Genomic DNA, 25,839 nt, shown 5'->3' with positions numbered 1-25,839 from the left:
TTCATTCCGTGGGCGTCAGTAGGGGCCGGTGCGCGACGGATGGACGTCGTATTCGTGCAGGCCCGGATCGGCATTCATCGCTGTAAAAATCGGCGCCAGGCGCTCCGCCCATGCCGATATGCCGGCTTCATCCGCGATCAAATCCTGACGCACTTCGAGCAGGGCATGCGGGATGCCTGTCACCATGCAATGGCGGTACATGGTATCGCCCTTCAGAGCGCCGTCATAGGGTTCGTTGTCACCGACGACGAGATCGGGATCGGCGCGCAGCTTGTCGATCAGCGGGCCGACGGCGCGCCGGTCGCTGTCCCAAAGAACGGCGGCGTGCCAGGGTCGGGGAATGCTCTTCCACGCCGGCGTGAAAGAATGCAGCGACAGCACCAGCGGTGCCTTGCCGGTGCTATTTGCCACCGTGTCGATCGTGCCTGCGACGGCATCGTGGTAGGGGCGATGAAAGGCTTCGATCCGGTAATTCCATTCCTGCGGCGTGATCGGGTGATTGCCTGATATGACGGCGCCGTCCGAGATCTTCATGATCAGCGTCGGGTCATCCTCCCCGCGGTTCGGGTCGATCAGCAGGCGCGAGAAACCGCCGAGCACTGCCGGTATGCCGAGCCTCGCCGAAAGCTGTCGCGTCAGGCCCTCGATGCCGATATCGTAGGCGATGTGGCGGGCAAAGGCAGACTCGGGCAGGCCGAGCCTTTCATACCGGGCGGGAAGGCGGTTCATCGCGTGATCGGCGAGGATCACCATGCCTTTGTCATGTTTTCCAGGTAGGATTTCGAAGGATTGAAAGTCGTCCATGAAGGAATTTGCCGTTGGCCGTTGCGCAGTCGCGCCCAGTGATTGCATGCGCCCGCGACCGGTTCAAGCGCGACAGGCGAAGAGAGCGGATATGAGCCTCCGCGGGCAGTTATGAAAGGGAATATAATCGATTAGCATTGCGTTGACTTTCGGATGAGGGCGGCGCAAGAAGACACGGACATGAATAACCGTGGAGCTATTTGGGAGCCGTGTTGATTCAAGCCGCGCCAAGTTTCCTCACGCGGTCCGGACCGCTGGTCCGACTCGCCCTGTTTGCTCTTGCAGCCGCCATGCCGTTCTTCATCGCAGATGCCGCACGCGCCGATTTTCGCGTCTGCAACGGAACGCAAAATCTGGTTGGGGTGGCAATCGGATACAGGGCCAAGGACGGCTGGATCACGGAGGGCTGGTGGCAGGTGCCGGCAACGACCTGCGCCACGCTGATCGAGGGAGAATTGCAGTCGCGCTATTATTACCTCTACGCAGAGGACGCCGCCCGGGGAGGACGGTGGACGGGGGACGTGCAGATGTGCGTGGCGGAAAACGAGTTCAAGATCTCGGGTGTGCAGGATTGTTATGCCCGGGGTTACCAGAAGATGGGATTCAAGGAATATGACACGGGCCGCCAGGGCAGCTGGATGGTTCAACTCTCCGACACCCCAGGGACGCAAGAAAGTCAGAATTGATGAAGCGTAATCGCAAAATTAAAATCCTCGCCACCCTCGGGCCCGCCTCCGCCGAGGAATCGATGATCGAGAAGCTGCACCAAGCCGGTGCCGACGTCTTCCGCATCAATATGAGCCATGCGAGCCACGACCTGATGCGAACGCTCATCCAGCGCATCCGCTCGGTCGAGGCGCGCTCAGGCCGGCCTATTGGCATTCTCGCCGATCTGCAGGGACCGAAGCTGCGCGTCGGCAAGTTTACCGACAGCAAGGTCGACCTGAAACCCGGCCAGACCTTCACGCTCGACAACAATGAAGCGCTCGGCGACCAGAACCGCGTCTATCTGCCGCATCCCGAGATCCTGGAATCGGTGCAGCCCGGCCACCGCCTGTTGATCGACGACGGCAAGCTCGCCCTGCGCGCAGAAAAATGCGACGGCAAGAGCATCGTCACGACAGTTATTTCCGGCACGCGCATCTCCGACCGCAAGGGGGTCAGCCTTCCGGACACGCTGCTTGGCGTTGGTGCGCTGACCGACAAGGACCGGTCCGATCTCGACGCCGTGCTCGCGACTGACGATGTCGACTGGGTGGCACTGTCCTTCGTCCAGCGTCCGGATGACCTTGCCGAAGTGCGCAAGATCGCCCGCGGCCGCGTTGGTCTGATGTCGAAGATCGAAAAACCGCAGGCTCTCGAGCGCATCGAAGAGATCATCGAGCTTTCCGATGCTTTGATGGTCGCCCGCGGCGATCTCGGCGTCGAAATGCCGCTCGAATCGGTTCCCGGCATTCAGAAGCAGCTGATCCGCGCCTGCCGCCGTTCGGGCAAGCCGGTGGTCGTGGCCACGCAGATGCTGGAATCGATGATTTCGGCGCCGGTGCCGACGCGCGCCGAAGTCTCGGACGTCGCGACCGCCGTCTTCGAAGGCGCGGATGCCGTCATGCTCTCGGCCGAATCGGCCTCGGGCGATTATCCGGTCGAAGCCGTCTCGACCATGGCCTCGATTGCCACGGCCATCGAGCGCGAGCCGCATTATCCCGGCATTATCTATGCCCAGCGCGCCCAGCCGGAAGCAACCGGCGCCGATGCGATCTCGCTTGCCGCCCGACAGATCGCCGAGACGCTGAAGCTGTCGGCGATCGTCTGCTACACCTCGTCCGGCACGACGGGGCTTCGCGCGTCGCGCGAGCGCCCGCAGGTGCCGATCCTGGCATTGTCGCCGATCATCAAGACGGCGCGCCGGCTTGCCATCGTCTGGGGCTTGCATTGCGTCGTCACCCATGATGCGACCGATCTCGACGACATGGTTAACCGCGCCTGCCGCATCGTTGCCGACGAAGGGTTCGGCAAGCCGGGCGATCGCATCATCATCTCGGCCGGCGTGCCGCTCGGCACGCCCGGCGCCACCAACATGCTCCGCATTGCCTATATCGGTTCGGACGGCCAGAGCGGCATCTGATCCGATCGCATCCGTGATAAGGCCGCTGCCCAAAAGGCGGCGGGCTTTTTTCGTTCATGTGACGAGGCATTGCCAAGGGATGCGGCGCATGCAAGTCTTGATCCCGGGTTTGGAGGGATCACCATGGATGTCGTCACTCTTTTGGCCTTTGCGGCCGTTTCCTTCGTCGGTATCGCGACGCCGGGGCCGACAGTGCTGCTGGCGTTGACAAATGGTTCTCGGCATGGGCTGCGCCGCGCGATCGCCGGCATGGTCGGCGCGGTACTTTCGGATTTCGTTCTGATCGGCGCTGTGGCTGTCGGACTCGGCGCGCTGCTTGCGGCATCGGAATTCTGGTTCTCGATGCTGAAATGGGCGGGGGCTGCCTATCTCGCCTTTCTCGGCATCATGCTCTTGAGTTCGAAGGGCGCGATCGATGCGGCACTGAAATCCGATGAGGCCGCCATGAGATCGTCCTTTTCGATCGGGCTGAAGAGTTTCATGGTCGCGGCGACGAACCCGAAGGGCTATCTCTTCTTCTCCGCCTTTCTGCCGCAGTTCATCGATCCCGCCCAGCCGCAGACGGCGCAGTATATGCTGCTCGCCCTCGTCTTCGCTGCGCTCGATTTCATCATCATGTTCGGCTACGCTTTCTTCGGCTCGCAGGCGGTCCGTTTCCTGAAAACGTCAGGCGCCTTGTGGCTGGAACGGGCCTGCGGCGGCGCGCTGCTCGCCCTTGCCGGGTCGCTTGCCTTCTACCGCCGGGCAACGGCCTGATTCAAGGCCGAGGCAGGGATAGATGGCCGACTCGATAGGCCTGCGTATGCCTGCCGATCTCGGAAATCTCCCGCCATAGCCTGAAGCGGACGCGCGTCCATGTCGTCGGTTCGAAGCCGGAGATGGAGGCAAGTGCGCCTCTCGCCAGATCGGCTTCGGTTTCAGCGCTTTCGGCCCGGCGGAGATCGGCAAGCGACGCATAGTCTTGCGTCCGAAGGATATCGCGCGTGGCAAACCGGGACGCCGCAATGTCGGGCGAGACTTCCGCCTGCCACACAATCCAGGTACTCACCTCAGGCCAGCCGAAGGCGCCGGTGACTGCCTCGAAGCCCGGGCCGCAGAGGAAGTCGCTTGCTCCCTCCGGTCTCTGCCAGAGATAGAAAGGCGCGTAAAGATTGTCGCGGCTGCCGATCTCGTTCTTGCGGGCGCTGAGATAGGCCTTGAAGCCGAGATTGGGAAAGCCGTCGAGCAGCGGTCCTTTTTCGCGGATGCGGCGCTCGATGATCGACATGTCGTAATCGGCTGGCAGGGTGAAGCCGTATTGCATGGCCATCATGAGCGTTTCTCCACTGCACGCAGTCGCCAGTCCGGATCGGTCATCTGGGCGATGCCGACGCCGAAGGACCAGTCCTCAGACGCGCTGGTGCTGACGACGACCATTACGTCTTCTGACCGCAGGCCTGGCGATTGGGCCAGCAGCTCGGCAAGCCGCCGATACAGCGCTGCCTTCATCTCCGCCGTTCGCGGCCGGCCTATGGTGATCGAGATATAGACGAAATCGTCCGAGCGCGGGCCGGCGAGATAGCTGCGGTCGAAGATCAGCTCATTCTCGTCATGCTGATGGATGGCCTGGAAGCGGTCGTTCTCGGGCACATCGAAGGTCTCGACCAGTGCGCGCTGGACGTTGTCGGCAAGCGCTGCGAGATATTCTTGCGACTTGCCTTTGCGAAGAGAGATGCGGACGAAGGGCATTGGGATCTCCATGGTTCGGGCCGTCCGACGGCCTTGACAGCAGCATCATCGCAGCACACGATGATGCTGAAAATCAGAATTTCATGGATCAACTGTCCCAAAAAATGGAATGATACGATGCGGCGGACGATTTTCGATCTCGATGTGCTTCGGACCTTTTCGACCGGCATGGAACTCGGCAATTTCGCCAAGGCGGCGGAAAAACTCGGGCGTTCGACGTCAGCGGTCAGCGCGCAGCTGAAGAAGCTGGAGGAGCAGGCGGGCACGCCTATCTTCCGCAAGGCGGGCCGCGGGCTGGCGCTGACCGACGCCGGCGAAACGATGCTCGGTTATGCCAGACGGTTGCTGGATCTCAATGACGAGGCGGCGGCGGCCGTGCACAGCGGCGAGCTGGAAGGCTGGGTGCGGCTCGGTCTGCAGGAGGATTTCGGCGAGACCTTGTTGCCTGAGGTGCTCGGCCGTTTCGCGCGCGCCCACCCGAAGGTCCGCATCGAGGCGCGGGTGGTGCGCAATACCGAACTGCTCGAGCGGGTCACCTCAGGCAAGCTCGATCTGGCGCTTGCCTGGAGCGACGGGACGCTTTCGGCGCATTGCGAGCGCATCGGCGAGGTGCCGATGTGCTGGATCGGGCCTGCCGAGGGACAGCCCGGCTGGCATGTGGCAAGCGGCGAGCCGATGCCGCTTGCCTCGCTGGAGGCGCCGTGCCTGTTGCGCAGTGCGGCGACCAGGGCGCTCGACGCGGCGGGAATCTCCTGGCGGCTCGCCTTCGTCAGCCCCAGTCTCGGCGGCCTCTGGGCAGCGACGGCGGCCGGCCTCGGCTTGACTATCCGCACACCGATCGGCCTGCCGGCGAAGGTCCGGGCGCTCGCGCCAGAGGCAATCGGCCTGCCTGAGCTACCAAAGCTCGGTCTGGTGCTGCACAGAGCCGAAGCCGAGCTGCAACCGGCTGCGGCGCGGCTTGGCGCGCTGGTTCTACAGTCCGTGCATGGCGTGCTGCACGGGACGGCAGGCTGATATCTCGATTATCCCGCGAGCGCAGGGCCCGATCACCATGAAGCCGCTCTGATACTCAGCCGAAGCGTTCCAACGCCATGGCGAAGATGTCGGTATCGACATTGCCGCCGGAGGTGACGGCGACGACGGTATCGCTTTCCAGCGCCTCGCCATGGAAAAGAGCGGCGGCCAGCGCCACGGCGCCGCCCGGCTCGACGACGATCTTCAGCCTGACGAAGGCGAGCGCCATGGCGCGCAGCGCCTCGTCGTCGGTGACGACGATGCCGGCGCCGGCGAGGCGCTTCAAGATCGGAAAGGTGATGTTGCCGGGCTGCGGCGTGATGATAGCATCGCAGATCGAACCCGACATCGAGGCGTTGCGCTCGATCCTGCCGGAGGCGAGCGAGCGGGTGGTATCGTCGAAGTCCCTGGGCTCGCAGGGACGGACGCGAAAGCCGGGGGCGCTGGCTTCGAGGGCGAGCGCGATGCCGGACGTCAGTCCGCCGCCGCCGCAGGGAACGAGCACCTCGGCTTCCGTTACACCTTCTTCTTCCGCCTGTTCGGAGATTTCGAGGCCAGTCGTGCCTTGGCCGGCAATGACAAGCGGTTCGTCGAAAGGCTTGATCAGCGTCAGGCCGCGCTCGGCGGAGAGCCGGGCGCCGATTTCGTCGCGATCCTCATTGGCGCGGTCGTAGAGCACGACTTCGGCGCCGAAGGCGCGGGTGTTGGCGATCTTCAGCTTCGGCGCATCGCTCGGCATGATGATGACGGCGGGCACGCCGTGCAGCTTGGCGGCAAGGGCGACGCCCTGCGCATGATTGCCCGAGGAGAAGGCGATGACGCCGCGCGTGCGTACGGCCGAGTCGAGGCCGGAGACGGCAGACCAGCCGCCGCGAAACTTGAAGGAACCCGAATGCTGCAGGCATTCCGCCTTCACGAACAGGCGCCGGCCGGCGATCTCGTTCAGGAAGGGGGAGGAGAGAAGCGGCGTTCGGCGCGCGCGACCGCGCAGTCGAGCGCGGGCGGCAACAATCATTTCAATGCTGACCATTCGAGAATCGTCCTGCTTGCGGCGTCGCTCCTGCATAGGACGGGGCAAACGGTTTGTGAACGGTGACTTTGTCACCGTGACATGAATGACCATTGCGCCTATGCCCGGCGGCTCGCCGACCGTCAATAGCCGCCCGCCGAGCCTTCCGTCGCGCGGGCGTCCATAGCGCCGTTGTAACGAGCGCCGCCGCCCTTTTCGATGGTGGCAAGGCTTTTGCCGCCGACGAGGATGCCGGCGGCCTGACCCCAGAGCGGCGCATCGTTGCCGCCGTCGAAGCTATAGCCCATCGCCGCAAGCATCTTTTCCGTATCCGGCGAAAGCGCATAGGGCTCGAGATAGACCTTGTCTGGCTGCCATTGGTGATGAAACCGCGGCGCGTTGACGGCCTGGCTGATATCCATGCCGAAGTCGACGATATTCAAAATCGCCTCCAGCGTGATGGTGATGATGCGCGAGCCGCCGGGGCTGCCGATCACCATGAAGGGCTTGCCATCGCGGGTGACGATCGTCGGGCTCATCGAGGAGAGCGGCGTCTTCTTCGGAGCGATGGCATTGGCTTCGCCCTGAACGAGGCCATAAAGGTTCGGCACACCCGGTTTGGAAGTGAAATCGTCCATCTCGTTGTTGAGCAGAACGCCGGTGCCGGGTGCCACGACCGCCGCGCCGAAGGAGCCGTTCAGCGTATAAGTGACGGCAACCGCATTGCCCTCGTCGTCGATGATCGAATAATGGGTCGTCTCGTTGCTTTCCTTGCCGCCGAGCGGTTTCAGGTTGGCCGAAGTCCCGGCCTTGTAGGGATCGATCTTTGCTGCGATCTCCTTGGCGTAGCTCTTGTCGAGCATTTTCTCGACCGGGTTCTCGACGAAATCGGGATCGCCGAGCGCGGCGTTGCGGTCGACATAGGCGTAGCGCATCGCCTCGACCATCACATGCACGGTTTCAGCCGAGGCGTAGCCGAGATAGGAGAGCGGATAACCTTCGAGGACGTTGAGGATCTCGCAGATGATGACGCCGCCGGAGGAGGGTGGTGGCGAGGAGATGATGTCGTAGCCGCGGTAGTTGCACTCGATCGGCTTCAGCTCGCGGACGGTGTATTGCTCGAAATCCTCCTTGGCGAGGATGCCGCCCTTGGCCTGGCTCGCGTTTACGATCGCTTCGGCGGGCGCGGCCTTATAGAAGGCGTCGGGTCCTTTTTCCGAGATGGCCGCAAGGACCGCAGCGAGATCCGGCTGCGCAAGCTTTTCGCCGGAGCCATAGGGCTTGCCGTCCGGTTTCAGGAAAATCTTCGCCGCCGTCTCGTCCTTGGCAAGGCGCTTGGCGCTGCCGGCAAGGATCGCCGCGTCACCCTGTTCCAGCGTGAAGCCCTCCTTGGCGAAACGCAGCGCAGGCCCGATCAGGTCCTGGCGTGACCGGGTGCCGTATTTCTCGCGCGCCGTCTCGAAACCCATGACGGAGCCGGGGACGCCGACGGCGAGATAGCCGTCAAGGCTGGCCCGCGGCACGATATCGCCCTTTGCATCGAGATACATGGTCTTCGTCGCGGCGATCGGCGCGCGCTCGCGGAAATCGAGGAAGGTCTTGGTGCCGTCTTTCAGCCGGATGGTCATGAAGCCGCCGCCGCCGAGATTGCCGGCCGAGGGATAGACGACCGCCAGTGCATAACCGACGGCGACCGCCGCATCGACGGCGTTGCCGCCGCTCTTCAGCACCTCGACGCCGACATCGGTCGCCAGATGCTGGGCGGTGACGACCATCCCGTGTTCGGCTTCGACTGGCGCGGGCGATGCCGCGAAAGTCGCAGTCAGGCTCAGCGACAATGCCGATATGATGGAGATCGTCCCGATATGCAGGCGGCCCATGATTTCCCCTCCTATGGACAACAACGGAAAGACATATGGGGCTGCTGCGGCCCGCGGCAATGCGGGGAACAGGCTTTGTGCGAGGAAGCCGGCCGAATGTCCAACAGAGACACCGCCAGAGAGATCAACCGCCGTGGAGAGCGCCGGGCATGAGCGACGGCTGGATTTGGATCGCCTGATCGCGGAGAGAGGCGGCGAGCCGCTCTTCGGCGCGGCGGGCGGCCGCCTGGAGGTCGCGCGGCTCGCCGGCGATCTTTTCCATGGCGGCGATAGCGACGTCGGTGGCGAGATAATCCGGCTTATGGCCCACGCCGCCGACAGTCACGAGTTCGGAGCCTGCTATATCGCGGGCGAGGCCGCGCGAATGCAGGTGTTCCCAGACGATCTCGTCGCGGTCGCCTGTGATGATGACGGTCGGCGCGGTGATCTGCGAATAGAGCGGCGACTGCTCCTTCACATAGGCGAGCAGTCTTTTGAAATCGGCGGCATTGTTGTGGAAGGTGCGTGGCCGCAGCACCAGCGATGGGCCGGTTTTTTCGATGTAGTCGGCAGGGCGTGGATTGGGACGGAAGACATTCAGCGTGCCGCGCTCCAGCCGGCTCAGTCCAAGCGGAACGACGATGGCGTGGTTGAAGAGCCAACCGATGACCGGCACGGTTGCCACATGATAATACCAGTCGATGCCGCCGGGCCACGGATGGGTGGCGGGTGCGAGGAAGAGCAGACCGGCGGTCTTATCCGGATGGCGCAGTCCGAAGGCGGCGGTGATCGCACCGCCGAAGGAATGGCCGACGATGATCGCCTTCTCGATGCTGCGCTTTTCCATCAGTCGGGCGATTGCGTCGGCCTGGCCGGAGGGGACGGCGTTCTCAGGGCCGCCGCGTTCGGAATAACCGTGACCGGGACGATCGACGAACAGCATTTCCGCCCGGCCATCGAGCGGGGCGCGAAAGGCGACGAGCTGATCGAGCAGATTGCCGCTGGCGCCGTGAATGAAGACGAGGGCCGGCAGATCCGCATTTTGGGGACGCTCGACATGGACGGCGTTCATGCGATAGCCGCCGACATCCGTCAATTCGCCGATATTCGGATAGGTCTGTTCGAATTGCCGGGCCTTGTAAGAGGAGTAGCCCATAGCGGCGGCGAGCGGGGCGAGAAGAGCGGAAACTTCGGCAAGCATGATCTTAGCGGCGACGATCGATGGATTTTGCGGGGGATGGTCGTGTCAAATTCCCTCGACAGTTTCTAAAATTGTGCGCTCTGGCCGCAGGTCAAGCTCGGTGAGCCTGCTTCAGGTTCGATTGCCGGCCAGTTTTTCCGCAAGCATGTTGACCTGCTCCTGCGCGGTGCGATCGGCGGGATAGATATCGAGGAACCGTTCCCAGGCCTTCAGCGTCAATTGGTCATTGCCGGAATTGCTGAGGATCGCGGCCATACCGGAGAGCGCGCCGAAATGGCGCGGCTCGATATCCAGCACATGCTCGATGTCGGACATCGACTTGCGGTAATTGCCCATGACGAAATTCAGCGTGGCGCGGCGATTCCAGCTCTCGGCATAATCGGGTTTGAGGGCAATCGCCTCGTCGAGGAAATCGAGAGCGGCGGGATTGCGCTTTTCCTCGATCGCCTTGTCGGCCCATTGCATCAGCAGGTTCACGGTCGCACTGCCGGAATCATTCCATTCCAGACGAATTTCATTGGCGATGCTGCTGGCCTTGTCAGGATCACGCTCGCGCTTCAACTGACTGAAGAGCTGATCGAGACGCTGCTTCGGCGAACTACTGGCATCCCTCCGCTCGACAATGACGTTCTTTTCGGCCGCGGCGGCCGGAAACGGGGGGGTGGAAAGGATGAAGGCGAGCGGCAGCACCGCTGACGTACAAGCAAAAAAGCGCATGGCGGACATATTAGTCCGCCAGCGCCGAAGATCAAACAAATTAGACGTGATCACCGCAGCGACCACCGGATGTCCGTCGGCGCAATCTGCGCGGCGCACGATCCGGATGCGCAATCAGCCCTGACGAGCCTTGTAGCGCGGGTTCAGCTTGTTGATGATGTAGATGCGGCCCTTGCGACGAACCAGACGGTTGTCACGGTGACGAGCCTTGAGCGACTTGAGCGAATTCTTGATCTTCATTTTTCTGATCCGCGATCTCTATGGGGGAATTCACATTCGCCCGTAACTTTAACAATCAAAAGCGCGCCGTCGGGGCGCGCTCTTTAGGTGGGGGTGCAGATACCCCGTCACCTCCAGCGTGTCAACCACGTGACGGTGTTTTTCCCAAGCCGCACGGCCGTTTTCTCACTGCGAAACCGGCAATTTCGGCGCCAATGTCGTGACGTGACCCATTTTGCGGCCGGGGCGCCACTCGTTCTTGCCATAGAGGTGAACCAGCGTGTCGGGACGCTGCAGCCAGTCGCGAACGGCAAGGATATCGTCGCCGACCAGATTCTGCATGACGCAGTCGGAGTGCCGCTCGCCATTCCCGAGCGGCAGGCCGGCGACAGCGCGGATATGCTGCTCGAACTGGCTGACGACGCAGGCGGCTTCCGTCCAGTGACCGGAATTGTGGACGCGCGGCGCCATCTCGTTGGCGATCAGGCCGCCGTCGGCGAGCACGAAGAATTCGATGCCGATCACGCCGACATAGTTCAACGCGGCGAGAATCTTTTCGGCCGATCGACGCGCGGCCTCCGCTGTTGTCGCCGAGATTGCGGCCGGAACGGTCGAGGTGTGGAGAATGCCGTTGCGGTGGACATTCTCGGCGGGATCGAAGCAGACGACCGTACCATCCGCGGCACGCGCGGCGATGATCGAGACCTCGCGCTCGAAGGCGACGAAGCTTTCGAGGATGAGCGGTACGGCCCCGAGCGCGGCATAGGCGCCGTCAGGATTGTCGGCGGGCGAGCGGAAAACCTTCTGCCCCTTGCCGTCATAACCGAGACGGCGGGTCTTCAGCACGCCCTGGCCGCCGAAATCTTTCAGCGCGGTTTCGAGATCGGCCTGGCTGTCGACCGCATGAATGCGAGCGGTTGATATGCCGCAGCCGTTGAGGAAGCGTTTTTCGACGAGCCGATCCTGGGCGGCCTCGAGCGCCTTGGCAGGCGGATAGACGGCGATGCTTGCCGAGAGCGCTTCGGCGGCCGCGACGGGCACGTTTTCGAATTCGTAGGTGACGACATCGCAGGCGTCTGCCAGTTCGGCCAGCGCCGCCGGATCGTCATAGGCGGCGACGATCTGCCGGTTCGCCAGTTGGGCGGCGGGGCAGTCGAGCTGCGGCTCGAGGATGACAGTGCGGAAATTCAATCTGGCGGCTGCGATGGCCAGCATGCGGCCGAGCTGGCCGCCGCCGACAATGCCGATCGTTCCTATGGTCATTGGTCGTCCATTGGATATTCGGCGACGGCAACACTCTGGCGCTCGCGCCATTCGTCGAGCCGGTCGGCAATCTCTTCGTCGGAAAGGGCCAGCACGGCGGCGGCGAGAAGAGCGGCGTTGACCGCACCCGCCTTGCCTATGGCGAGGGTCCCAACCGGAATGCCGGCCGGCATCTGCACGATGGAAAGAAGGCTGTCCTGGCCGGACATGGTCTTCGACTGGACCGGCACGCCGAAGACCGGCAGCGGCGTCATCGATGCGGTCATGCCCGGCAGGTGTGCTGCGCCGCCGGCGCCGGCGATGATGACCTTGAAGCCTTCCGCACGCGCGCCCTTGGCGAAATTCATCATGCGCTCGGGCGTACGGTGCGCTGAGATGATGCGCGCATCATAAGCGATTTCCAGCGCTTCCAGCGTGTCAGCCGCGTTCTTCATGGTCTCCCAATCGGATTGGCTGCCCATGATGATGGCGACGAGTGGTCTATCTGTCATCCTGCGACCGTTCCTTTCAGGCAATGATATCGGGAACGATCTGGTCTTCCAGCTTGGAGAGCTTGTCCTTGATGACGAGCTTCTTCTTCTTCATGCGCTGGATTCGCAGAGCGTCGCATCCGGTCTCGATCATGGCGTTAATCGCAGCGTCGAAATCCTCGTGCTCCTGGCGCAGACGCGCCACCATGAGCCTGATTTCCGCCTGTTCCTGATCGGCCATATGCATTCCCCGTTATCGTCCTCGGACCTTGTCCGATCTGCCGATGATTTCCGCAAGCTCCTATCACCAAATACGGGTAACGGCTAGTTAGTCTTGATCATGAATTTGCCATCTCTTCTTCATCTTTTCGCCTTCGACAAGCCGTCAAAAATATGTCACAGTCCGCCCCGTTGACACCTTGATCCCCGACGACGATGGTCGGGGAAGGTAAGAGGAAGGAAGGGTCAAATGACAGTTGAAGCTCATCTTGAATCACTCCACAAAAAGCATGTCGCTCTTGAGGAGGAGTTGCATGCACTCAGAACAGCTCCCTCTATCTCCGATACTGAAATTGCCGAATGCAAGCGCCGCAAGCTGCGCATCAAGGACGAGATTCAGCGTCTCAAGTCATCCGTCCATTAATCTTCCCAAGGGTCGCCGGTCGATCATCTTGCGCAAGAGGTAAATCCATCCATTCCGCCTAAAATTTGCAAGAACCGGTGATTACACCAGAATTGCGCCAGCCCGATGCTTTGTGACGTCGCGGCTGGCGCGTTTGCGTCTGCTTGCAGCAAATGACGTTATAATGATTGCGTCCGGGGCGTTATGGGAGGTGCGGTCAGGCCCAGAACTGATCTAGCCACAGATTGAGCTTGTCAAAGCCGCGGTTGTTGACCGCATAGATGCGTTTCGTACCTTCCGAGGTCACGGAGACAAGATTGCTGTCGAGCAGTGCCTTCAGGTGCTGCGAGACAGCGGGACGACTGATCGGCAGGCCCTCGGCAAGCTCGTTGACGGTGCGCGGCGCGCGCCGCAATTCCTCCAGCAGAAAGCGCCGGTTCGGGTCGGCAATCGCAGAGAAAGGGTCCGTGTTCGACATGGCGGGAACGCTACGTCAAACCGGCCGTTGCAGCAAGGAAATTGTGCATTGCAGCGTGCTGCCGCGCTTACCAGCCGAGGCCCTCGCGCATGATCAGAAGGGCCGCGATCAGCGCCATCGTATACATGAAGGGATAAAAGATCTGCGGCTTCATGCGGCGCACGCACCAGGCGCCGGCAAGAGTGGCGAGCGGCGCGAAAGGCAAGAGCGTGGCGGAGGTCGCAAGGTTCTGTGTGTCGAGCTGGCCGAGGGCAAAGTAGGGAATGAGCTTGATGGCGTTGAGGATTGCGAAGAAGCGCACGCTGGTGCCGGTATATTCGCGCGGCTCCAGTTTGAGCGGTAGGGCATAGATCTGAAACGGCGCCCCGCCGGCATGGGCAACGAAGCTGCCATATCCGGAAAACGTCCCCCAGAGACCGGCGGCGACCGGCCGCTGTCCGCGCGGCGGGATCGTCTTGCCGGCGCCGGGGCCGAAATTGTTCCAGAAATAGCGCAGGCAGAAGAGGATCGTCACCGCGCCGATGACGACGCGCAGGACGTTGCCGGGAACGAGCGCCGAGGTCGCCCAGCCGAGGGCAATACCGAGAATTGCGCCCGGCAGCATGATCTTCAGTGTCGCCCAATCGCCATGCCTGCGCCAGATGACGAGCGAGATCATGTCCATGAAGACCAGGATCGGCAGCAGGATCGCCGCCGCTTCGAGCGGCGAGACGACCAGGGCAAGAAAGGGCAGGCCGATGAGCGACAAAGCGTCGCCCATGCCGCCTTTTGCGAGGCCGACGAGCAGAACCGCGGGCACGGCGGCGTAGTAGAATGACAAGTCCTGCGGCATGCTTTCGACGTCCTCCTCTTGCAAGCCTCCTCTAACGGAACTACTCACACAAAACGAGTGCGGATCCGTCCTTTCGAGAAGGGAATTCGCAGGAAACGGAAAGACCTCATGACCGAAGCCGAAAACCGCTGCCGCCTGGTGCTCATCGTCCCTGATATCGCCGACGCCGATGAACAGGCAAGGATCGTCGCCGATGCGCTGAAGGGCGGCGATGTCGCCTCCGTCATCGTGCCGCAATACGGGCTCGACGATGGCGCCTTCCAGAAACATGCCGAAAAGCTGGTGCCGGTGATCCAGGATGCGGGGGCCGCCGCGCTGATTGCAGGCGACAGCCGCGTGGCGGGACGGGTGAAGGCCGATGGCCTGCATCTTACCGGCAACGCGCAGGCACTGTCGGAGGCGATCGACAAACACGCTCCGAAGCTGATCGTCGGCGGCGGCAATGCCAGCGACCGGCACAATGCGCTGGAGATCGGCGAAGCCAGGCCGGATTATATCTTCTTCGGCAAGCTCGATGGGGATATCAAGCCGGAGGCGCATCCCAAGAACCTTGCGCTCGGCGAATGGTGGGCCTCGATGATCGAAATCCCCTGCATCGTCATGGGCGGCACCGATCCGGCGTCGGCTCTTGCCGTCGCCGAGACCGGAGCAGAGTTCGTGGCGCTGCGGCTGGCGGTCTTCGGGGAGCCCGGCCGAGCGCCGTCCATCGTTGCCGAGATCAATGCTCTGCTTGACGAAAAAGCGCCACGGTTTGAGGATTGAAATCCCGCTCATGCCGATCCTGCCCGCCCGCCCTTTGAAATATCTGCTTGCCAGCATAGTCGCCCTCACTGCGGGCGGGTCTGATATCGCCGTGGCGCAGGCATCGGACAGCGTCATCAGCCAGCCGGGTACTGCGCCGGCGTCAAGCTTTCGCACCGACCGGCTCACCAACGGGGATGTGAAGCCGTCGGACGGTGTCGGCGTTTTCGATCGCATGGGCGCGAAGCTGCCCGACCTCCCGCCCGAGAAGGATTACAAAGGGCCGATCGACGAGGCGTATGGCGCCTATCAGCGCGGATATTATCTGACGGCGATGGATAAGGCGCTGCCGCGCGCCCAGCTCGGCGATCCGGCGGCGCAGACGCTGATCGGCGAAATCCTCTCGCAAGGCCTCGGCGTCAAGAAGGATGTGAAAGGCGCTGCCTTCTGGTACGGCAAGGCGGCCGAAGGCGGCGATCCTGCGGCGATGTTCAAATATGCGCTGATGCTGATGGAAGGCCAGGGTGTGCCGCGCGATAAGGTCAAAGCCGACGACTATATGCGCAAGGCGGCCGAGGCCGGCAATCCTTCGGCCGAATTCAACTGGGCGCAGATTGTGGTCGCCGACAATCCCGGCGAAAAGGGGCTGAAGCTCGCGCTACCGTTCTACGAGAAATCGGCCGAACAGGGCATTGCGGATTCGCAATATGCCGTGGCGCAGATCTATGCGACGCTGAAGGACCTGCCGGAGGAAAAGAAGCAGCTCGCCCGCGAGTGGATGGCGCGCGCCGCGCGCGCCGGTTTCGACACGGCCGAGCTCGATCTCGGGATCTGGCTCGTCAACGGCGTTGGTGGCCCCAAGGATTACGTCAAGGGTTTCGAATGGCTGAAACTTGCCGCCAATGGCGGCAATGTCGTTGCGCAGAACAAACTCGCCCATCTCTACATCAACGCCATCGGCACGCCGCCGAATCCGATCGAGGCGGCGAAGTGGTATGTGCTGTCGCGCCGCGCCGGGCTTGCCGATCCGGCGCTCGAGGATTTCTATCTCGGGATCGAGGACGATCAGCAGAAGGCTGCGATCGATGCCGCCAACAAATTCCGGCGGCGATAGCCGCCGCGCGTTTCATTTTCTAAAGCATGTCGCGATCTTTCAGATTCGCATATCGTGCTTTCGGTCTTTGTTTTTCTGTATGTCTTTATCGCAAAACAACCGCTGCACAGCTTTGCGAGACATGCTCTAGAACAGCGCGTCGGCGAAAAGATCCTCGTCGTTTTCGGCTTTGGTGGTCTCGGCGGGCGCCGGAATGCTTTCCTCGCTCGCCGGGATGATGTCGCGATGAATGTTGCGCTCCTGGACCATCGTGTAGAGCTTGAAGATCTTACGGTCGAGCGGTGCGATGGCCTCCGCGAAATCGGAGATATCGGCGACATCGGTGCCGGCGACGTCTTCGAGCACATTGGCGCAGCGGGCAAGGACATCGCCGAGTTCGTGCTGAAAGTCGAGCTTGCCGATCAGCTGGCCGATCTTGGTGGCGACCTCGCGGCCGTTCTCGGCGAGCACCTTCAGCTCATTTTCCATGACATTAGCCGCGGAGCGGATGTTGCCGACGGCCGAGGTCAGGCTCTCGCCCAGTCCGCCGGCCGCGGCGTCCGTGGCGGGAGCCACGCGCCCGGCGGCGGCTTCGAGCGCCGGCAGGCCGTTGACGATGGCGTCGGCGGATTCATCGAGCTTGCCGGCGAAGATGCGCAGCTCGGCGGTGACGACATTGATCGATTTGCCTTCCTCTCCAAGCCGGCTGCAGCGCAGATTGGTGTTCAAAGCCATGTAATGGATGTCGGTCCTGACAACGCGGATGTTGGTGATGGCTTCGGAAAGCTTGGCGGCCGTGCCGATTGTCGAATGGCTTAGCTGGTCGGCCTGCCGGCTTGCCGCGTCGACCTGCTTGACGATCTCGTGGGCGGCGGAAACGCTGGATTCCAGTGCGCGCATGAAATTGCCGCCGGTTTCGCCGCTTTCAGTGCCCATTTGATCGCGCAGCTTGAGGATTTCCCGCATGTCGTGGTCGAAACTCGCAATCGTCTTGACGACGTTCTCCGAATCCCGCTGGAAATTGACGCACATGTCGCTCATCTGCGCCGCGGTCAGATGGTGAACGACATTCTGGAGACGCTGGCGCGCACCGGCGTCGAGCCTTGCGCCATCTTCGCCGGCGAGGAAATCTTCAAGCAGCGAAAAGGTTGCTTGTACATGCTCGATGCGCTGACGGGTGATATCGCCGATCTGCAGGGCCGACAGAGTCGAGCTGACCTTGCTCTGGACGCCGCGTGCAATCGCGCCGACCTCACGGGCGATGACGCCGAGGTTCTTGCGATGTTCGGCGATCTTGGCGGCATCATCGCGCAGGGCTCGGGCGACGGCGGGAACGGTATCGGCGTAGCCTTTGGAAACGCTGACGCCGAAGGAGGCGGCGAGTTTGACCTCTTTCTCGAGGCTGTCGAGATGGGCGGCGAAGCGATTGACCTCGTCGGTGCCCGAATAGATTCGTTCCAGGATCTCTTGAGCAAAGCCGGCGAATTCCGCAAGGCCGGCGCCGGTGATCTTGACGGTCACGGCAAAGGTTCTGAGATAACGCATCGTCTCCTGCATGTCGGCGACATGCTTGCGCAGTTCCCTGCCGGTTTGCGCCAACGAGATGAGCGCCTGCTGGCGATTTTCTTCGGTGACCGGCAATGCAGTCAGGCTTTCCACCGTGGCGCGGAGATCGGCGCTGGTATCGCTCGCCTCGTTGTCATCGAGTGCCTTGGCGACACTTTCGAGCGAATTCAGCAGGCGGTTGAGGACATCCATCACCGACAGCAGCACCGAGCCGCCCTCGAGAAAACGCTCCTCGACTTGGCAGCGGGCGGATTCCAGGGTCTGACTGATCTCCCGCCCCGATGTGTAGGCTGCAGCGTTGGATGTTACCAGAGCGTGTGCCACATTTATACCTTTTCTTAAAACGCAGGCCATTTGACTCTATTTCTACGGGCAGGATGGAAATGTCCGGTAAACGCGCCAAACTCGCCTGCGTTGTGATTAATGAAAGGTTTGAGACGAGGCGCCGGTGCAGCGCGTGGCCGAAAGGGACCATTTAAGATTCTGTTTTTACTTTATTTATCTCTAAACTTTCACAGAAAGATACAACTTATTCCAGATAAGAATTGGGAGTCGCGGATTGCGCCACACGTCGGCTTTCTACAACCGCTGTTTACGCTGCATTAACGCTGTCGTGAGAGTCCTCTTAGGGTCGTAAGTATTTCTCGGGCCCAGGAGGCTGCATTGGATGCTCAGAGCCAATATTATGAATCTATAAATTTACCGGGCGCACTAAGCATTCGCCATATGGCTGAACTACATTCCAAGCTTAGTGATGAATTTCATAGTAAAGATGACATTGTCGTCAGCATCATCGCTGACGCCGAAGCTGACCTGAGTTTCATTCAGCTTATCGAGGCAGCGCGTCGTCAAGCAAAATCTGACGGAAAGACGTTCAGACTTTCTTCTCCCGCCAGCGGCTCACTGCTGAAGGTACTTGAGCGCGCCGGTTTCATCGAATCCTTCGATCATGAAGACTTAAAGTTCTGGTTGCATAAAGAGGTGACATTATGAGTGCCAACATCCTGACCGTAGACGATTCCGCCAGCATCCGCCTGACTACAAAGGTCACGCTGACCAATGCCGGCTACAGCGTCACCGAAGCAGTCAACGGGGCGGAAGGGCTCATGGCGGCCAAGGGCAGCAGCTTCGATCTGATCGTGACCGATCTCAACATGCCTGTCATGGACGGGCTAACGATGATCGAGGAATTGCGCAAGCTGCCGGCGCAGGCCGGTGTTCCGATTATCTTTCTAACGACGGAATCCGACGCCGACCTCAAGGCACGTGCCAAGGCTGCCGGCGCGACTGGCTGGCTGACCAAGCCGTTCGACCCGGAAAGTCTCGTGAAGATCGTGAAGAAGGTCCTCGGAAGATGAGTACGCTCGACCCCGTCGCCGTATTCCGCATGGAGGCTGCCGAATGCCTCGAAGCGATCGAGGCCGGTCTTCTCGACCTCACTCACCAACTCGACAATAAGGATCTCGTCGACGCGGTATTTCGCGGGCTTCACACGCTCAAGGGATCGGGCGCGATGTTCGGTTTCGAGGCGCTCGCCGCCTTCACCCACCATTGCGAAACGGCCTTCGACCGCGTCCGAAAGGGCGAGGTCGCGGCGACCAGGGAACTCGTCGCCGCCGTTCTCGCCGCCCAGGACCATATGCGTGCCCTGGTCGAACAGCCCGACGCCGATCACGGCGACACCGGGCACAAGCTTCTGGCACAGCTGCAGGCGGCGGTCGGCGCCAAGGCTGCGGCGCCCGCCACAGCGACAGCCGCCGTCGCAGCGCCCGTGCAAGAGGCGTCGGCGAAGAAGGCGAAGAACAGCTGGCGCATCCGCTTCAGCCTGCCGGCCAATTCGATGGCCAACGGCACCAATCCGCTCGGTCTGCTGGACGAACTGCGCGATCTCGGCGAATGCACCGTGCGCGCCGACACTTCGACGATTCCGCCTCTCGACGAGCTCACGCCGACGGAACTCTATATTTCCTGGGATGTGACGCTGATGAGCGAGCAGGACCGTTCGGCGATCGACGACGTCTTCATCTTCGTGCTCGACGACATGGAACTCAGCGTCGAGGAGATCGACGGCGCGGTAGCGGCAACGGCCGCTCCGGCTGAAACAACGCCGCCGCCTGCCGCTGCCGCCTCAGCACCACCACCGCCTGTCCCGGCGGCCGCCGTGCCGGAATTCCGTCCCGTCGAAGCGGTTCCCGTCAAGCGTGAGGCACCCGCCGCCAGCCAGGCGAAGGCTGCCGAGAACGTGCGCGTCCCGGCAGAGCGCCTGGACGAACTGATGGACCGCGTCGGTGAGCTCGTGATCGCGCAATCGCGCCTCAGCCAGCTCGCCAGCGCCAGCACCGATATCGCATTGCGCTCGGTCTCGGAAGAAATCGAACGTCTGTCCGGCGAATTGCGTGACACGATGATGGTGCTGCGCATGGTGCCGGTTGCGACCCTCTTTTCCCGCTTCCGCCGCCTCGTCCACGATCTTGCCCGCGAGACCGGCAAGGTGATCGAACTGGTGATGGAGGGCGAGAGCACCGAGGTCGACAAAACGGTGATCGAGCGGCTGGCCGATCCGCTGGTGCACCTGGTGCGCAACTCGATCGATCACGGCCTCGAAGTGCCCGCCGACCGCCTTGCCGCCGGCAAGGCTAAGGCCGGCACGATAACGCTTTCGGCCCGTCAGGCCGGTGGCGAGGTGATTATCTCGATCAAGGACGACGGCCGCGGCATCAACCGTGAACGGGTCCGCGCCAAGGCGGAATCCTCCGGCCTTATTCATCCGGGCCAGCCGCTTTCGGACCCCGAGCTCTTGCAACTGATCTTTGCTCCCGGCTTTTCGACCGCCGCCGCGATCACCAATCTGTCCGGCCGCGGCGTCGGCATGGACGTGGTCAAGAAGACGGTCGAAGAGCTTCGCGGCGCAATCGATATCGTCAGCGTGCCCGGGCAGGGTTCGGAAGTGTCGCTGCGCATTCCGCTGACACTTGCCATTATCGACGGACTGCTGGTGCGTGTCGGCGCGGGCCGTTACGTCATCCCGCTTTCGGCCGTCGAGGAATGCCTCGAACTGTCGCTCGAGGAGGATCTGCGCTCGCGCGGCCGCAGCTTCATCTCGCTGCGTGACAGCCTGGTGCCGTTCCTGCGCTTGCGCGACCTTTTCCGCACCGGCACGAAACCCGACGTGCACCAGAAGGTCGTGGTCATTTCGACCGGCACGGAGCGCGTCGGCCTCGTCGTCGATCAGATCATCGGCGACCATCAGACGGTCATCAAGTCGATGTCGAAATTGCACAACGACGTGGCAACCTTTTCGGGTGCCACCATTCTCGGCGACGGCAGTGTCGCTCTCATTCTCGACGTCGGGCACCTGGTTGCCGCGGGTCAGCAACAGGAGGCGCAATTGCGGGTAGCAGGATGAATGCAACAGCAGCACTCGAACTCTTCGACAATCATTGGAGCTATGCCGAGGAAGTCGAGGTCCTGACTTTCGATCTCAACGGCGAGACCTTTGCGCTGGAGGCGGCCATCGTCCAGGAAATCCTGGACCTGCTTCCGGAGACGGCGGTGCCCGGAAGCAAGCCCTTCGTCGCCAGCGTCATCAATTTTCGCGGCAAGGTCATTCCGCTCGCCGACCTGCGTCTCGCCTTCGGGATGGAGGCGGCGGAGGCGACGATCGACAGCCGCGTCATCGTCATCGAGATCGATCTGCAAGGTGAGCCGACACTCGTCGGCCTCAGAACCGACAAGGTGAACGAGGTGACGACGCTCGCAAAAACCGCGAGCGAGGCGCCACCGAGCGTCGGCATGCGCTGGCGCGCCGACTACATCAACTGCCTGGTGAAGAGGGGTGGAGAGTTCATCATTCTCCCTAATCTGCAGGCGATTTTTTCAACGCGATATGACGCGGCGGGGGCCGTCAATTGACGGCGGATAAATCCAAGAGGGGTTTGGGATGATGAGACTGACAATCAAGACGAAACTGGTGACGGCGTTCACCTTTATTATTCTCATTTTGTTGGGCACTGCCGCTTATGGCATTTTCAGCCTTGGATCACTGAACGATACGATCGGCAATCTTCTTGCCGGCCCGGCAGCCCGCCTCGATCTTGCGCAGCAGATCAACATCGCGCAGCTCGAAGCCATCCGCCAGCAGAAGAACCTGCTCACTGCCCGTAGCGCCGATGAAGCGGCCGCGGCGATCGACAAGGGCAACCAGGCCCGCAAGGACTTCAGTGACGCCTTCAATCAAGTGCTGACGCTTGCCACGGAAGAAGGCAAGGCGCGCTGGGCTCGTATTGCCGAATTTTCGAAGTCATTCAACGCAGCCGACGACCAAATCCGTGACTACATGAAGACCGGCAACACGGAAGGTGCAAACAACGTCTCCATCACGACGGCGCGGGCCGTTGCCAACGATATCGACTCGACACTCGCCGAGATTCTGTCGCTTGAAAAGCAGCGCATGAAGGCCGCCGACGCCGATGCCGACGCGCAGTATGGGACGACACGCACGACGATGATCGCTGTCGCTGCCGTTGCACTGCTGATTGCCGCGATAACCGCCTTCTGGATCGCCAGCACGATCGGCAAAGGCCTCAGCCGCGCCAACACCGTGGTTCGCGAAGTGTCTGAAGGCGACCTGACGAAAATGGCCGAAATCACCAGCCATGACGAAATCGGCGAGCTTCTCGGCAATGTCAACATCATGATCGAACGCCTGCGGGGCGTCGTCGCCGATGCGATCTCGGCCGCCGAAAATGTTTCATCCGGCAGCCAGCAGCTTTCGGCAAGTTCCGAACAGGTGTCGCAGGGCGCCACCGAGCAGGCGGCTTCGGCCGAAGAGGCGTCAGCCTCGATGGAACAGATGGCCGCCAACATCAAGCAGAATGCCGACAACGCCGCCCAGACGGAGAAGATCGCCCGTCAATCCGCCAAGGATGCGGAAGCCAGCGGCGAAGCGGTAACGCGTGCTGTCGACGCCATGCGCACGATCGCGCAGAAGATCGGCATCGTGCAGGAGATCGCCCGTCAGACCGATCTGCTTGCCCTTAATGCCGCCGTTGAAGCGGCACGCGCCGGCGAACACGGCAAGGGTTTTGCGGTGGTCGCCTCGGAAGTGCGCAAGCTTGCCGAACGCAGCCAGTCGGCCGCAGCCGAAATCAGCTCGATGTCGAGCGATACCGTCAAGGCCGCTGCCGATGCCGGTGAGATGCTCGGCCGCCTGGTGCCGGACATCCGCAAGACGGCGGAACTCGTTTCCGAGATCAGCGCCGCCTGCCGCGAGCAGGATATCGGTGCCTCGCAGATCAACGAAGCGATCCAGCAGCTCGACAAGGTGACGCAGCAGAACGCCGGCGCCTCGGAGCAGATGTCGGCAACTTCCGAGGAGCTCGCCTCCCAGGCGGAAGAACTGCAGACCTCGATCGCCTTCTTCAAGGTCGATACGACGGGCAGCACGCGGCCCGGCGCCCAGAAGATGCCGGTGAACGGCTCGGCCAAGGTGGTCAAGGCCCCGGCCCGCAAGCCTGCGCCGCAGACCCAAAGCCAGGGCCGCGGTCAGACGGTATCGGCTCAGCAGCAGCGTCTCAAGGGCTTTGCTCTCGATATGTCGATGGGCGGTCCGGACGCCAGCGACGACGATTTTCGGGAAAGCGCGTAGGCGCTTCCGGGGGGACGCGCACAGCGTTTCCCCGGCGAGGCCTCTGAACGGCCTTTGCGCTCATCGGATATCTCGGGCCGCTCCGGTGGCCCGAGGCGGAAATATCCCCAACGCGTGTAGGCGTTGGCGCTGCGACCGATAGATGTCCGGCTGTCGGGAAGTGAATGTAGTCGCTTCCCTCTTTCAGACACATCACTCCGAAGTTCGGCGTTCCTTGGACCGGAACGTCTCTCCATCCGATCGTTTTGGCGCATAGAACGGGGTATCACATGCGTTTCAAGGTCGACAATGAGGGCGCGCGCCGTGATCGGGTGCCGACCGCAAAACCCACCGTCGCCAGCCAGCAGGCCCGCGTGAAGGGATTTGCCCTCGACATGTCAGTGGGCGGACCCGATACGATCGATGACGAGTTCCGGGGGAGCGCCTAGGCGCCCCTCTGGAGAAAAGCGCTTGAGCGCTATCTCCGTTCGCAACCGTCGCGGACCAAAACATGGCCCGCGACGCACGCTTCCGCCGCTCAAGGGGATGGGCGTGGAAGTCTATTCTAATCTCCGTGACAGGTTATCGCCTGACGGAATTGCTGCATGATGCCGCGCCACCTGGACCATATTTATTGCCTCGCTCTCAGAGAGGAATATTGAGATGCGTATTACGATCAAACTTAAACTCGCAGCCGCTTTCGGCTTTGTCATACTCTTGCTGGTGGGCAGCGCGGCCTATGGAATTTTGAGCCTCAGCTCACTGAACGACGCTGTCAGCGATCTTATTTCCGGTCCCGCAAAAAGGCTGGAACTGGCTCTGGAAGCCAAGACTGCCGAGCTCGATGCTGTCCGCTGGCAGAAGAATGCGCTTCTGGAAATGGATCCCGAAGCGGTCAAGAAGTACTATCTGAATTCGGCAAAAAGCGTGGATGAAATGCTCGCCCTGGCGACAAGCGGCCAACAGCTCGCAACCGCCGAAGCAAAGCCCACCTGGGACAGGCTGATCGAACTGGCCAAACGCTTCGGCGAAGAGTCCAGCAAAGTCGCCTCCATTCAGGAAAGCGGCGACCGGGCGGGGGCCACCGCATTCTCGCTGGGAGAGGTTCGCGCCCTCGTAGCGGAGCTGGAAGAGGTTTTTGAGAACCTCGTCACGCTGCAGCAGAAAGCGATGAAGCAGGCCGATAGCGACACCGACGATCTCTATAGTTCGACGAAAAACATGCTGATCGGTCTCGCAATCGGCGCTTCCTTTATCGCTTTTGCGGCTGCGTTGTGGATCGCGCTTGGCGTCAACAGCGGTCTGCGCAAAATCATGAGCGTTGCCAGCGCCGTCGCCATCGGTGACCTGAACCAAAAGGTCGAGATCAGGACCAACGACGAGATCAAGGATCTGGTCAACATGATCAACACCATGACGGACAATCTTCGCGTCACTGCCGATATTGCGGCGCGGATCGCCGACGGCGATTTGACGGTGTCCCCGAAACCGCTTTCGGAGAAGGATACGCTCGGTATTGCGCTGGAGCAGATGGTCGAGCGCCTGCGCGGCGTCGTCGGCGACGCGATCTCGGCGGCGGAAAACGTTTCGGCCGGCAGTCAGGAATTGTCTGCAAGCTCCGAGCAGGTGTCGCAGGGTGCCAGCGAACAGGCCGCCTCCGCCGAAGAGGCCTCCGCCTCGATGGAGGAGATGGCCGCCAATATCAAGCAGAACGCCGACAACGCCGCCCAGACGGAAAAGATCGCTCGCCAGTCGGCGAAGGACGCCGAGATGAGTGGTGAAGCGGTATCGCGCGCCGTGCAAGCGATGCGGACCATTGCCGAGAAGATCGGCATCGTCCAGGAAATTGCCCGGCAGACCGATCTACTCGCACTCAACGCTGCCGTGGAAGCGGCACGCGCCGGCGAACACGGCAAGGGTTTTGCGGTCGTCGCCTCGGAAGTGCGCAAGCTTGCCGAACGTAGCCAGTCGGCTGCAGCCGAAATCAGCTCGATGTCCGGCGATACGGTCCAGGCCGCTCAGGATGCCGGCGACATGCTCGGTCGCCTGGTGCCCGATATCCGCAAGACGGCTGAACTCGTTGCCGAAATCAGCGCGGCCTGCCGCGAACAGGATATCGGTGCTGGCCAGATCAACGAGGCGATCCAGCAGCTCGACAGGGTGACGCAGCAGAATGCCGGCGCCTCCGAGCAGATGTCCGCCACCTCGGAAGAGCTCGCGAGCCAGGCCGAAGAACTGCAGGCCTCGATCGCCTTCTTCAAGGTCGATACCACAAGCGACCACCAACCCCGCATGCCGGCTGCGAAAATGACTGTCCGCAGCTCGGCTCCCATCACCGGCCGCAAGCTCGGTGTCAGAAAACTGGCAGCCAACAGCGTCGCCGGCCAGCAAGCGCGGGCGAAGGGTTTCGCTCTCGATCTCTCCATGGGCGGTCCCGATGATGGGGACGCCGAATTCAAGGAAAGCGCCTGA

Annotated in this window: 28 protein-coding genes; 14 read left to right on the top strand and 14 right to left on the bottom strand. The window is 61.9% G+C overall.

Annotation, left to right across the window (positions count from 1 at the left end; genetic code table 11):
* Positions 1-15 precede the first annotated feature (15 nt).
* Positions 16-804 carry an N-formylglutamate amidohydrolase gene (locus AMK02_RS17960; RefSeq protein WP_064804895.1) on the bottom strand — a complete coding sequence of 263 codons (789 nt, stop codon included), beginning with the start codon at positions 802-804 and terminating at the stop codon, positions 16-18.
* 200 nt (positions 805-1,004) lie between these two features.
* Here AMK02_RS17960 and AMK02_RS17955 point away from each other — a divergent pair, with 200 nt between their 5' ends.
* The 3 genes from AMK02_RS17955 (at position 1,005) to AMK02_RS17945 (ending at position 3,685) form a co-directional block, all read left to right on the top strand.
* Complete coding sequence (locus AMK02_RS17955; protein ID WP_011426762.1) at positions 1,005-1,490, top strand: DUF1036 domain-containing protein; 486 nt, start codon at positions 1,005-1,007, stop codon at positions 1,488-1,490.
* Positions 1,490-2,929, top strand: a complete 1,440-nt coding sequence (gene pyk / locus AMK02_RS17950; RefSeq protein WP_064804893.1) for a pyruvate kinase — start codon at positions 1,490-1,492, stop codon at positions 2,927-2,929. The genes AMK02_RS17955 and pyk overlap by 1 nt, the downstream gene beginning before the upstream one ends.
* Before the next feature lie 123 nt (positions 2,930-3,052).
* Entirely contained in the window at positions 3,053-3,685 is a 633-nt protein-coding gene (locus AMK02_RS17945; protein ID WP_064804891.1) for a LysE family translocator, read from the top strand.
* A gap of 1 nt (position 3,686) precedes the next feature.
* On the opposite strand, the gene AMK02_RS17940 is transcribed toward AMK02_RS17945, so the two are convergent.
* Entirely contained in the window at positions 3,687-4,241 is a 555-nt protein-coding gene (locus AMK02_RS17940) for a DUF4865 family protein (RefSeq protein WP_064804887.1), read from the bottom strand.
* Entirely contained in the window at positions 4,238-4,657 is a 420-nt protein-coding gene (locus AMK02_RS17935) for a tautomerase family protein (RefSeq protein WP_064804885.1), read from the bottom strand. The genes AMK02_RS17940 and AMK02_RS17935 overlap by 4 nt, the downstream gene beginning before the upstream one ends.
* A gap of 117 nt (positions 4,658-4,774) precedes the next feature.
* On the opposite strand from AMK02_RS17935, the gene AMK02_RS17930 reads away from it, so the two are divergent.
* Positions 4,775-5,671, top strand: coding sequence for a LysR substrate-binding domain-containing protein (locus AMK02_RS17930; RefSeq protein ID WP_064806323.1), 897 nt, complete (start codon positions 4,775-4,777; stop codon positions 5,669-5,671).
* Positions 5,672-5,726: 55 nt separating this feature from the next.
* On the opposite strand, the gene AMK02_RS17925 is transcribed toward AMK02_RS17930, so the two are convergent.
* From AMK02_RS17925 to AMK02_RS17890, 8 genes are all read right to left on the bottom strand, one after another.
* On the bottom strand, positions 5,727-6,701 hold the full coding sequence (locus tag AMK02_RS17925) for a threonine ammonia-lyase (protein WP_064804883.1): 975 nt from the start codon (positions 6,699-6,701) through the stop codon (positions 5,727-5,729).
* Positions 6,702-6,823: 122 nt separating this feature from the next.
* Positions 6,824-8,560 carry a gamma-glutamyltransferase gene (ggt, locus tag AMK02_RS17920; protein WP_064804882.1) on the bottom strand — a complete coding sequence of 579 codons (1,737 nt, stop codon included), beginning with the start codon at positions 8,558-8,560 and terminating at the stop codon, positions 6,824-6,826.
* 124 nt (positions 8,561-8,684) lie between these two features.
* Positions 8,685-9,740, bottom strand: a complete 1,056-nt coding sequence (locus AMK02_RS17915; protein WP_064804880.1) for an alpha/beta fold hydrolase — start codon at positions 9,738-9,740, stop codon at positions 8,685-8,687.
* Positions 9,741-9,851: 111 nt separating this feature from the next.
* Positions 9,852-10,466: a tetratricopeptide repeat protein gene (locus AMK02_RS17910; RefSeq protein ID WP_064804878.1), complete on the bottom strand. Its 615-nt coding sequence runs from the start codon at positions 10,464-10,466 to the stop codon at positions 9,852-9,854.
* A 105-nt stretch (positions 10,467-10,571) separates the two neighbouring features.
* On the bottom strand, positions 10,572-10,697 hold the full coding sequence (gene ykgO, locus AMK02_RS17905) for a type B 50S ribosomal protein L36 (RefSeq protein WP_003582204.1): 126 nt from the start codon (positions 10,695-10,697) through the stop codon (positions 10,572-10,574).
* Between the two features lie 165 nt (positions 10,698-10,862).
* Entirely contained in the window at positions 10,863-11,939 is a 1,077-nt protein-coding gene (locus AMK02_RS17900; RefSeq protein WP_064804876.1) for a 5-(carboxyamino)imidazole ribonucleotide synthase, read from the bottom strand.
* The gene (gene purE / locus AMK02_RS17895; protein WP_064804874.1) at positions 11,936-12,430 is read right to left on the bottom strand and encodes a 5-(carboxyamino)imidazole ribonucleotide mutase; all 495 of its coding nucleotides are present in this window, start codon (positions 12,428-12,430) and stop codon (positions 11,936-11,938) included. The genes AMK02_RS17900 and purE overlap by 4 nt, the downstream gene beginning before the upstream one ends.
* 16 nt (positions 12,431-12,446) lie before the next feature.
* Positions 12,447-12,650 carry a YdcH family protein gene (locus tag AMK02_RS17890; protein WP_010028538.1) on the bottom strand — a complete coding sequence of 68 codons (204 nt, stop codon included), beginning with the start codon at positions 12,648-12,650 and terminating at the stop codon, positions 12,447-12,449.
* Positions 12,651-12,878: 228 nt separating this feature from the next.
* Here AMK02_RS17890 and AMK02_RS17885 point away from each other — a divergent pair, with 228 nt between their 5' ends.
* Complete coding sequence (locus AMK02_RS17885) at positions 12,879-13,052, top strand: YdcH family protein (protein ID WP_064804872.1); 174 nt, start codon at positions 12,879-12,881, stop codon at positions 13,050-13,052.
* A gap of 196 nt (positions 13,053-13,248) precedes the next feature.
* Here AMK02_RS17885 and AMK02_RS17880 read toward each other — a convergent pair whose 3' ends face one another.
* Entirely contained in the window at positions 13,249-13,509 is a 261-nt protein-coding gene (locus tag AMK02_RS17880) for an ArsR/SmtB family transcription factor (protein ID WP_003552646.1), read from the bottom strand.
* A 67-nt stretch (positions 13,510-13,576) separates the two neighbouring features.
* Entirely contained in the window at positions 13,577-14,341 is a 765-nt protein-coding gene (locus tag AMK02_RS17875; RefSeq protein ID WP_064804870.1) for a sulfite exporter TauE/SafE family protein, read from the bottom strand.
* Positions 14,342-14,449: 108 nt separating this feature from the next.
* Between AMK02_RS17875 and AMK02_RS17870 the strand changes: the two genes are divergently transcribed.
* Positions 14,450-15,103 (top strand): thiamine phosphate synthase, encoded by a 654-nt coding sequence (locus tag AMK02_RS17870; protein ID WP_064804868.1) that lies wholly within the window; start codon positions 14,450-14,452, stop codon positions 15,101-15,103.
* A gap of 10 nt (positions 15,104-15,113) precedes the next feature.
* Positions 15,114-16,196, top strand: a complete 1,083-nt coding sequence (locus AMK02_RS17865) for a tetratricopeptide repeat protein (protein ID WP_064804866.1) — start codon at positions 15,114-15,116, stop codon at positions 16,194-16,196.
* 126 nt (positions 16,197-16,322) lie between these two features.
* Here the strand turns inward: AMK02_RS17865 and AMK02_RS17860 are convergent, their stop codons facing one another.
* Positions 16,323-18,065 (bottom strand): chemotaxis protein, encoded by a 1,743-nt coding sequence (locus AMK02_RS17860; RefSeq protein ID WP_082929681.1) that lies wholly within the window; start codon positions 18,063-18,065, stop codon positions 16,323-16,325.
* A 339-nt stretch (positions 18,066-18,404) separates the two neighbouring features.
* Between AMK02_RS17860 and AMK02_RS17855 the strand changes: the two genes are divergently transcribed.
* The 7 genes from AMK02_RS17855 (at position 18,405) to AMK02_RS17830 (ending at position 25,839) form a co-directional block, all read left to right on the top strand.
* Positions 18,405-18,734, top strand: coding sequence for an STAS domain-containing protein (locus tag AMK02_RS17855; RefSeq protein WP_064804863.1), 330 nt, complete (start codon positions 18,405-18,407; stop codon positions 18,732-18,734).
* A complete protein-coding gene (locus tag AMK02_RS17850; protein WP_064804861.1) occupies positions 18,731-19,099 on the top strand; it encodes a response regulator in 369 nt (122 codons plus the stop codon). The genes AMK02_RS17855 and AMK02_RS17850 overlap by 4 nt, the downstream gene beginning before the upstream one ends.
* Complete coding sequence (locus tag AMK02_RS17845) at positions 19,096-21,147, top strand: chemotaxis protein CheA (protein ID WP_064804859.1); 2,052 nt, start codon at positions 19,096-19,098, stop codon at positions 21,145-21,147. Before AMK02_RS17850 ends, AMK02_RS17845 begins: the two co-directional genes overlap by 4 nt.
* Positions 21,144-21,653 carry a chemotaxis protein CheW gene (locus tag AMK02_RS17840; RefSeq protein ID WP_064804857.1) on the top strand — a complete coding sequence of 170 codons (510 nt, stop codon included), beginning with the start codon at positions 21,144-21,146 and terminating at the stop codon, positions 21,651-21,653. Before AMK02_RS17845 ends, AMK02_RS17840 begins: the two co-directional genes overlap by 4 nt.
* Before the next feature lie 31 nt (positions 21,654-21,684).
* Positions 21,685-23,388 carry a methyl-accepting chemotaxis protein gene (locus tag AMK02_RS17835; protein ID WP_064806321.1) on the top strand — a complete coding sequence of 568 codons (1,704 nt, stop codon included), beginning with the start codon at positions 21,685-21,687 and terminating at the stop codon, positions 23,386-23,388.
* A gap of 269 nt (positions 23,389-23,657) precedes the next feature.
* Positions 23,658-23,816 carry a hypothetical protein gene (locus tag AMK02_RS31785; protein WP_189637026.1) on the top strand — a complete coding sequence of 53 codons (159 nt, stop codon included), beginning with the start codon at positions 23,658-23,660 and terminating at the stop codon, positions 23,814-23,816.
* Between the two features lie 214 nt (positions 23,817-24,030).
* On the top strand, positions 24,031-25,839 hold the full coding sequence (locus AMK02_RS17830) for a methyl-accepting chemotaxis protein (protein ID WP_064804856.1): 1,809 nt from the start codon (positions 24,031-24,033) through the stop codon (positions 25,837-25,839).

The organism is Rhizobium sp. N731 (assembly GCF_001664145.1).
Taxonomy (GTDB): Bacteria; Pseudomonadota; Alphaproteobacteria; order Rhizobiales; family Rhizobiaceae; genus Rhizobium; species Rhizobium esperanzae.
The sequence above is the reverse complement of the archived record's forward strand: the minus strand, read 5'-3'. Positions and strand labels throughout refer to the sequence as shown.

Coding starts and splice junctions, on each gene's coding strand:
- AMK02_RS17960 (WP_064804895.1), bottom strand. CDS start 804: ATGGACGACTTTCAATCCTTCGAAATCCTACCTGGAAAACATGACAAA.
- pyk (WP_064804893.1), top strand. CDS start 1,490: ATGAAGCGTAATCGCAAAATTAAAATCCTCGCCACCCTCGGGCCCGCC.
- AMK02_RS17945 (WP_064804891.1), top strand. CDS start 3,053: ATGGATGTCGTCACTCTTTTGGCCTTTGCGGCCGTTTCCTTCGTCGGT.
- AMK02_RS17940 (WP_064804887.1), bottom strand. CDS start 4,241: ATGATGGCCATGCAATACGGCTTCACCCTGCCAGCCGATTACGACATG.
- AMK02_RS17935 (WP_064804885.1), bottom strand. CDS start 4,657: ATGCCCTTCGTCCGCATCTCTCTTCGCAAAGGCAAGTCGCAAGAATAT.
- AMK02_RS17930 (WP_064806323.1), top strand. CDS start 4,775: ATGCGGCGGACGATTTTCGATCTCGATGTGCTTCGGACCTTTTCGACC.
- AMK02_RS17925 (WP_064804883.1), bottom strand. CDS start 6,701: ATGGTCAGCATTGAAATGATTGTTGCCGCCCGCGCTCGACTGCGCGGT.
- ggt (WP_064804882.1), bottom strand. CDS start 8,560: ATGGGCCGCCTGCATATCGGGACGATCTCCATCATATCGGCATTGTCG.
- AMK02_RS17915 (WP_064804880.1), bottom strand. CDS start 9,740: ATGCTTGCCGAAGTTTCCGCTCTTCTCGCCCCGCTCGCCGCCGCTATG.
- AMK02_RS17910 (WP_064804878.1), bottom strand. CDS start 10,466: ATGTCCGCCATGCGCTTTTTTGCTTGTACGTCAGCGGTGCTGCCGCTC.
- ykgO (WP_003582204.1), bottom strand. CDS start 10,697: ATGAAGATCAAGAATTCGCTCAAGTCGCTCAAGGCTCGTCACCGTGAC.
- AMK02_RS17900 (WP_064804876.1), bottom strand. CDS start 11,939: ATGACCATAGGAACGATCGGCATTGTCGGCGGCGGCCAGCTCGGCCGC.
- purE (WP_064804874.1), bottom strand. CDS start 12,430: ATGACAGATAGACCACTCGTCGCCATCATCATGGGCAGCCAATCCGAT.
- AMK02_RS17890 (WP_010028538.1), bottom strand. CDS start 12,650: ATGGCCGATCAGGAACAGGCGGAAATCAGGCTCATGGTGGCGCGTCTG.
- AMK02_RS17885 (WP_064804872.1), top strand. CDS start 12,879: ATGACAGTTGAAGCTCATCTTGAATCACTCCACAAAAAGCATGTCGCT.
- AMK02_RS17880 (WP_003552646.1), bottom strand. CDS start 13,509: ATGTCGAACACGGACCCTTTCTCTGCGATTGCCGACCCGAACCGGCGC.
- AMK02_RS17875 (WP_064804870.1), bottom strand. CDS start 14,341: ATGCCGCAGGACTTGTCATTCTACTACGCCGCCGTGCCCGCGGTTCTG.
- AMK02_RS17870 (WP_064804868.1), top strand. CDS start 14,450: ATGACCGAAGCCGAAAACCGCTGCCGCCTGGTGCTCATCGTCCCTGAT.
- AMK02_RS17865 (WP_064804866.1), top strand. CDS start 15,114: ATGCCGATCCTGCCCGCCCGCCCTTTGAAATATCTGCTTGCCAGCATA.
- AMK02_RS17850 (WP_064804861.1), top strand. CDS start 18,731: ATGAGTGCCAACATCCTGACCGTAGACGATTCCGCCAGCATCCGCCTG.
- AMK02_RS17845 (WP_064804859.1), top strand. CDS start 19,096: ATGAGTACGCTCGACCCCGTCGCCGTATTCCGCATGGAGGCTGCCGAA.
- AMK02_RS17840 (WP_064804857.1), top strand. CDS start 21,144: ATGAATGCAACAGCAGCACTCGAACTCTTCGACAATCATTGGAGCTAT.
- AMK02_RS17835 (WP_064806321.1), top strand. CDS start 21,685: ATGAGACTGACAATCAAGACGAAACTGGTGACGGCGTTCACCTTTATT.
- AMK02_RS31785 (WP_189637026.1), top strand. CDS start 23,658: ATGCGTTTCAAGGTCGACAATGAGGGCGCGCGCCGTGATCGGGTGCCG.
- AMK02_RS17830 (WP_064804856.1), top strand. CDS start 24,031: ATGCGTATTACGATCAAACTTAAACTCGCAGCCGCTTTCGGCTTTGTC.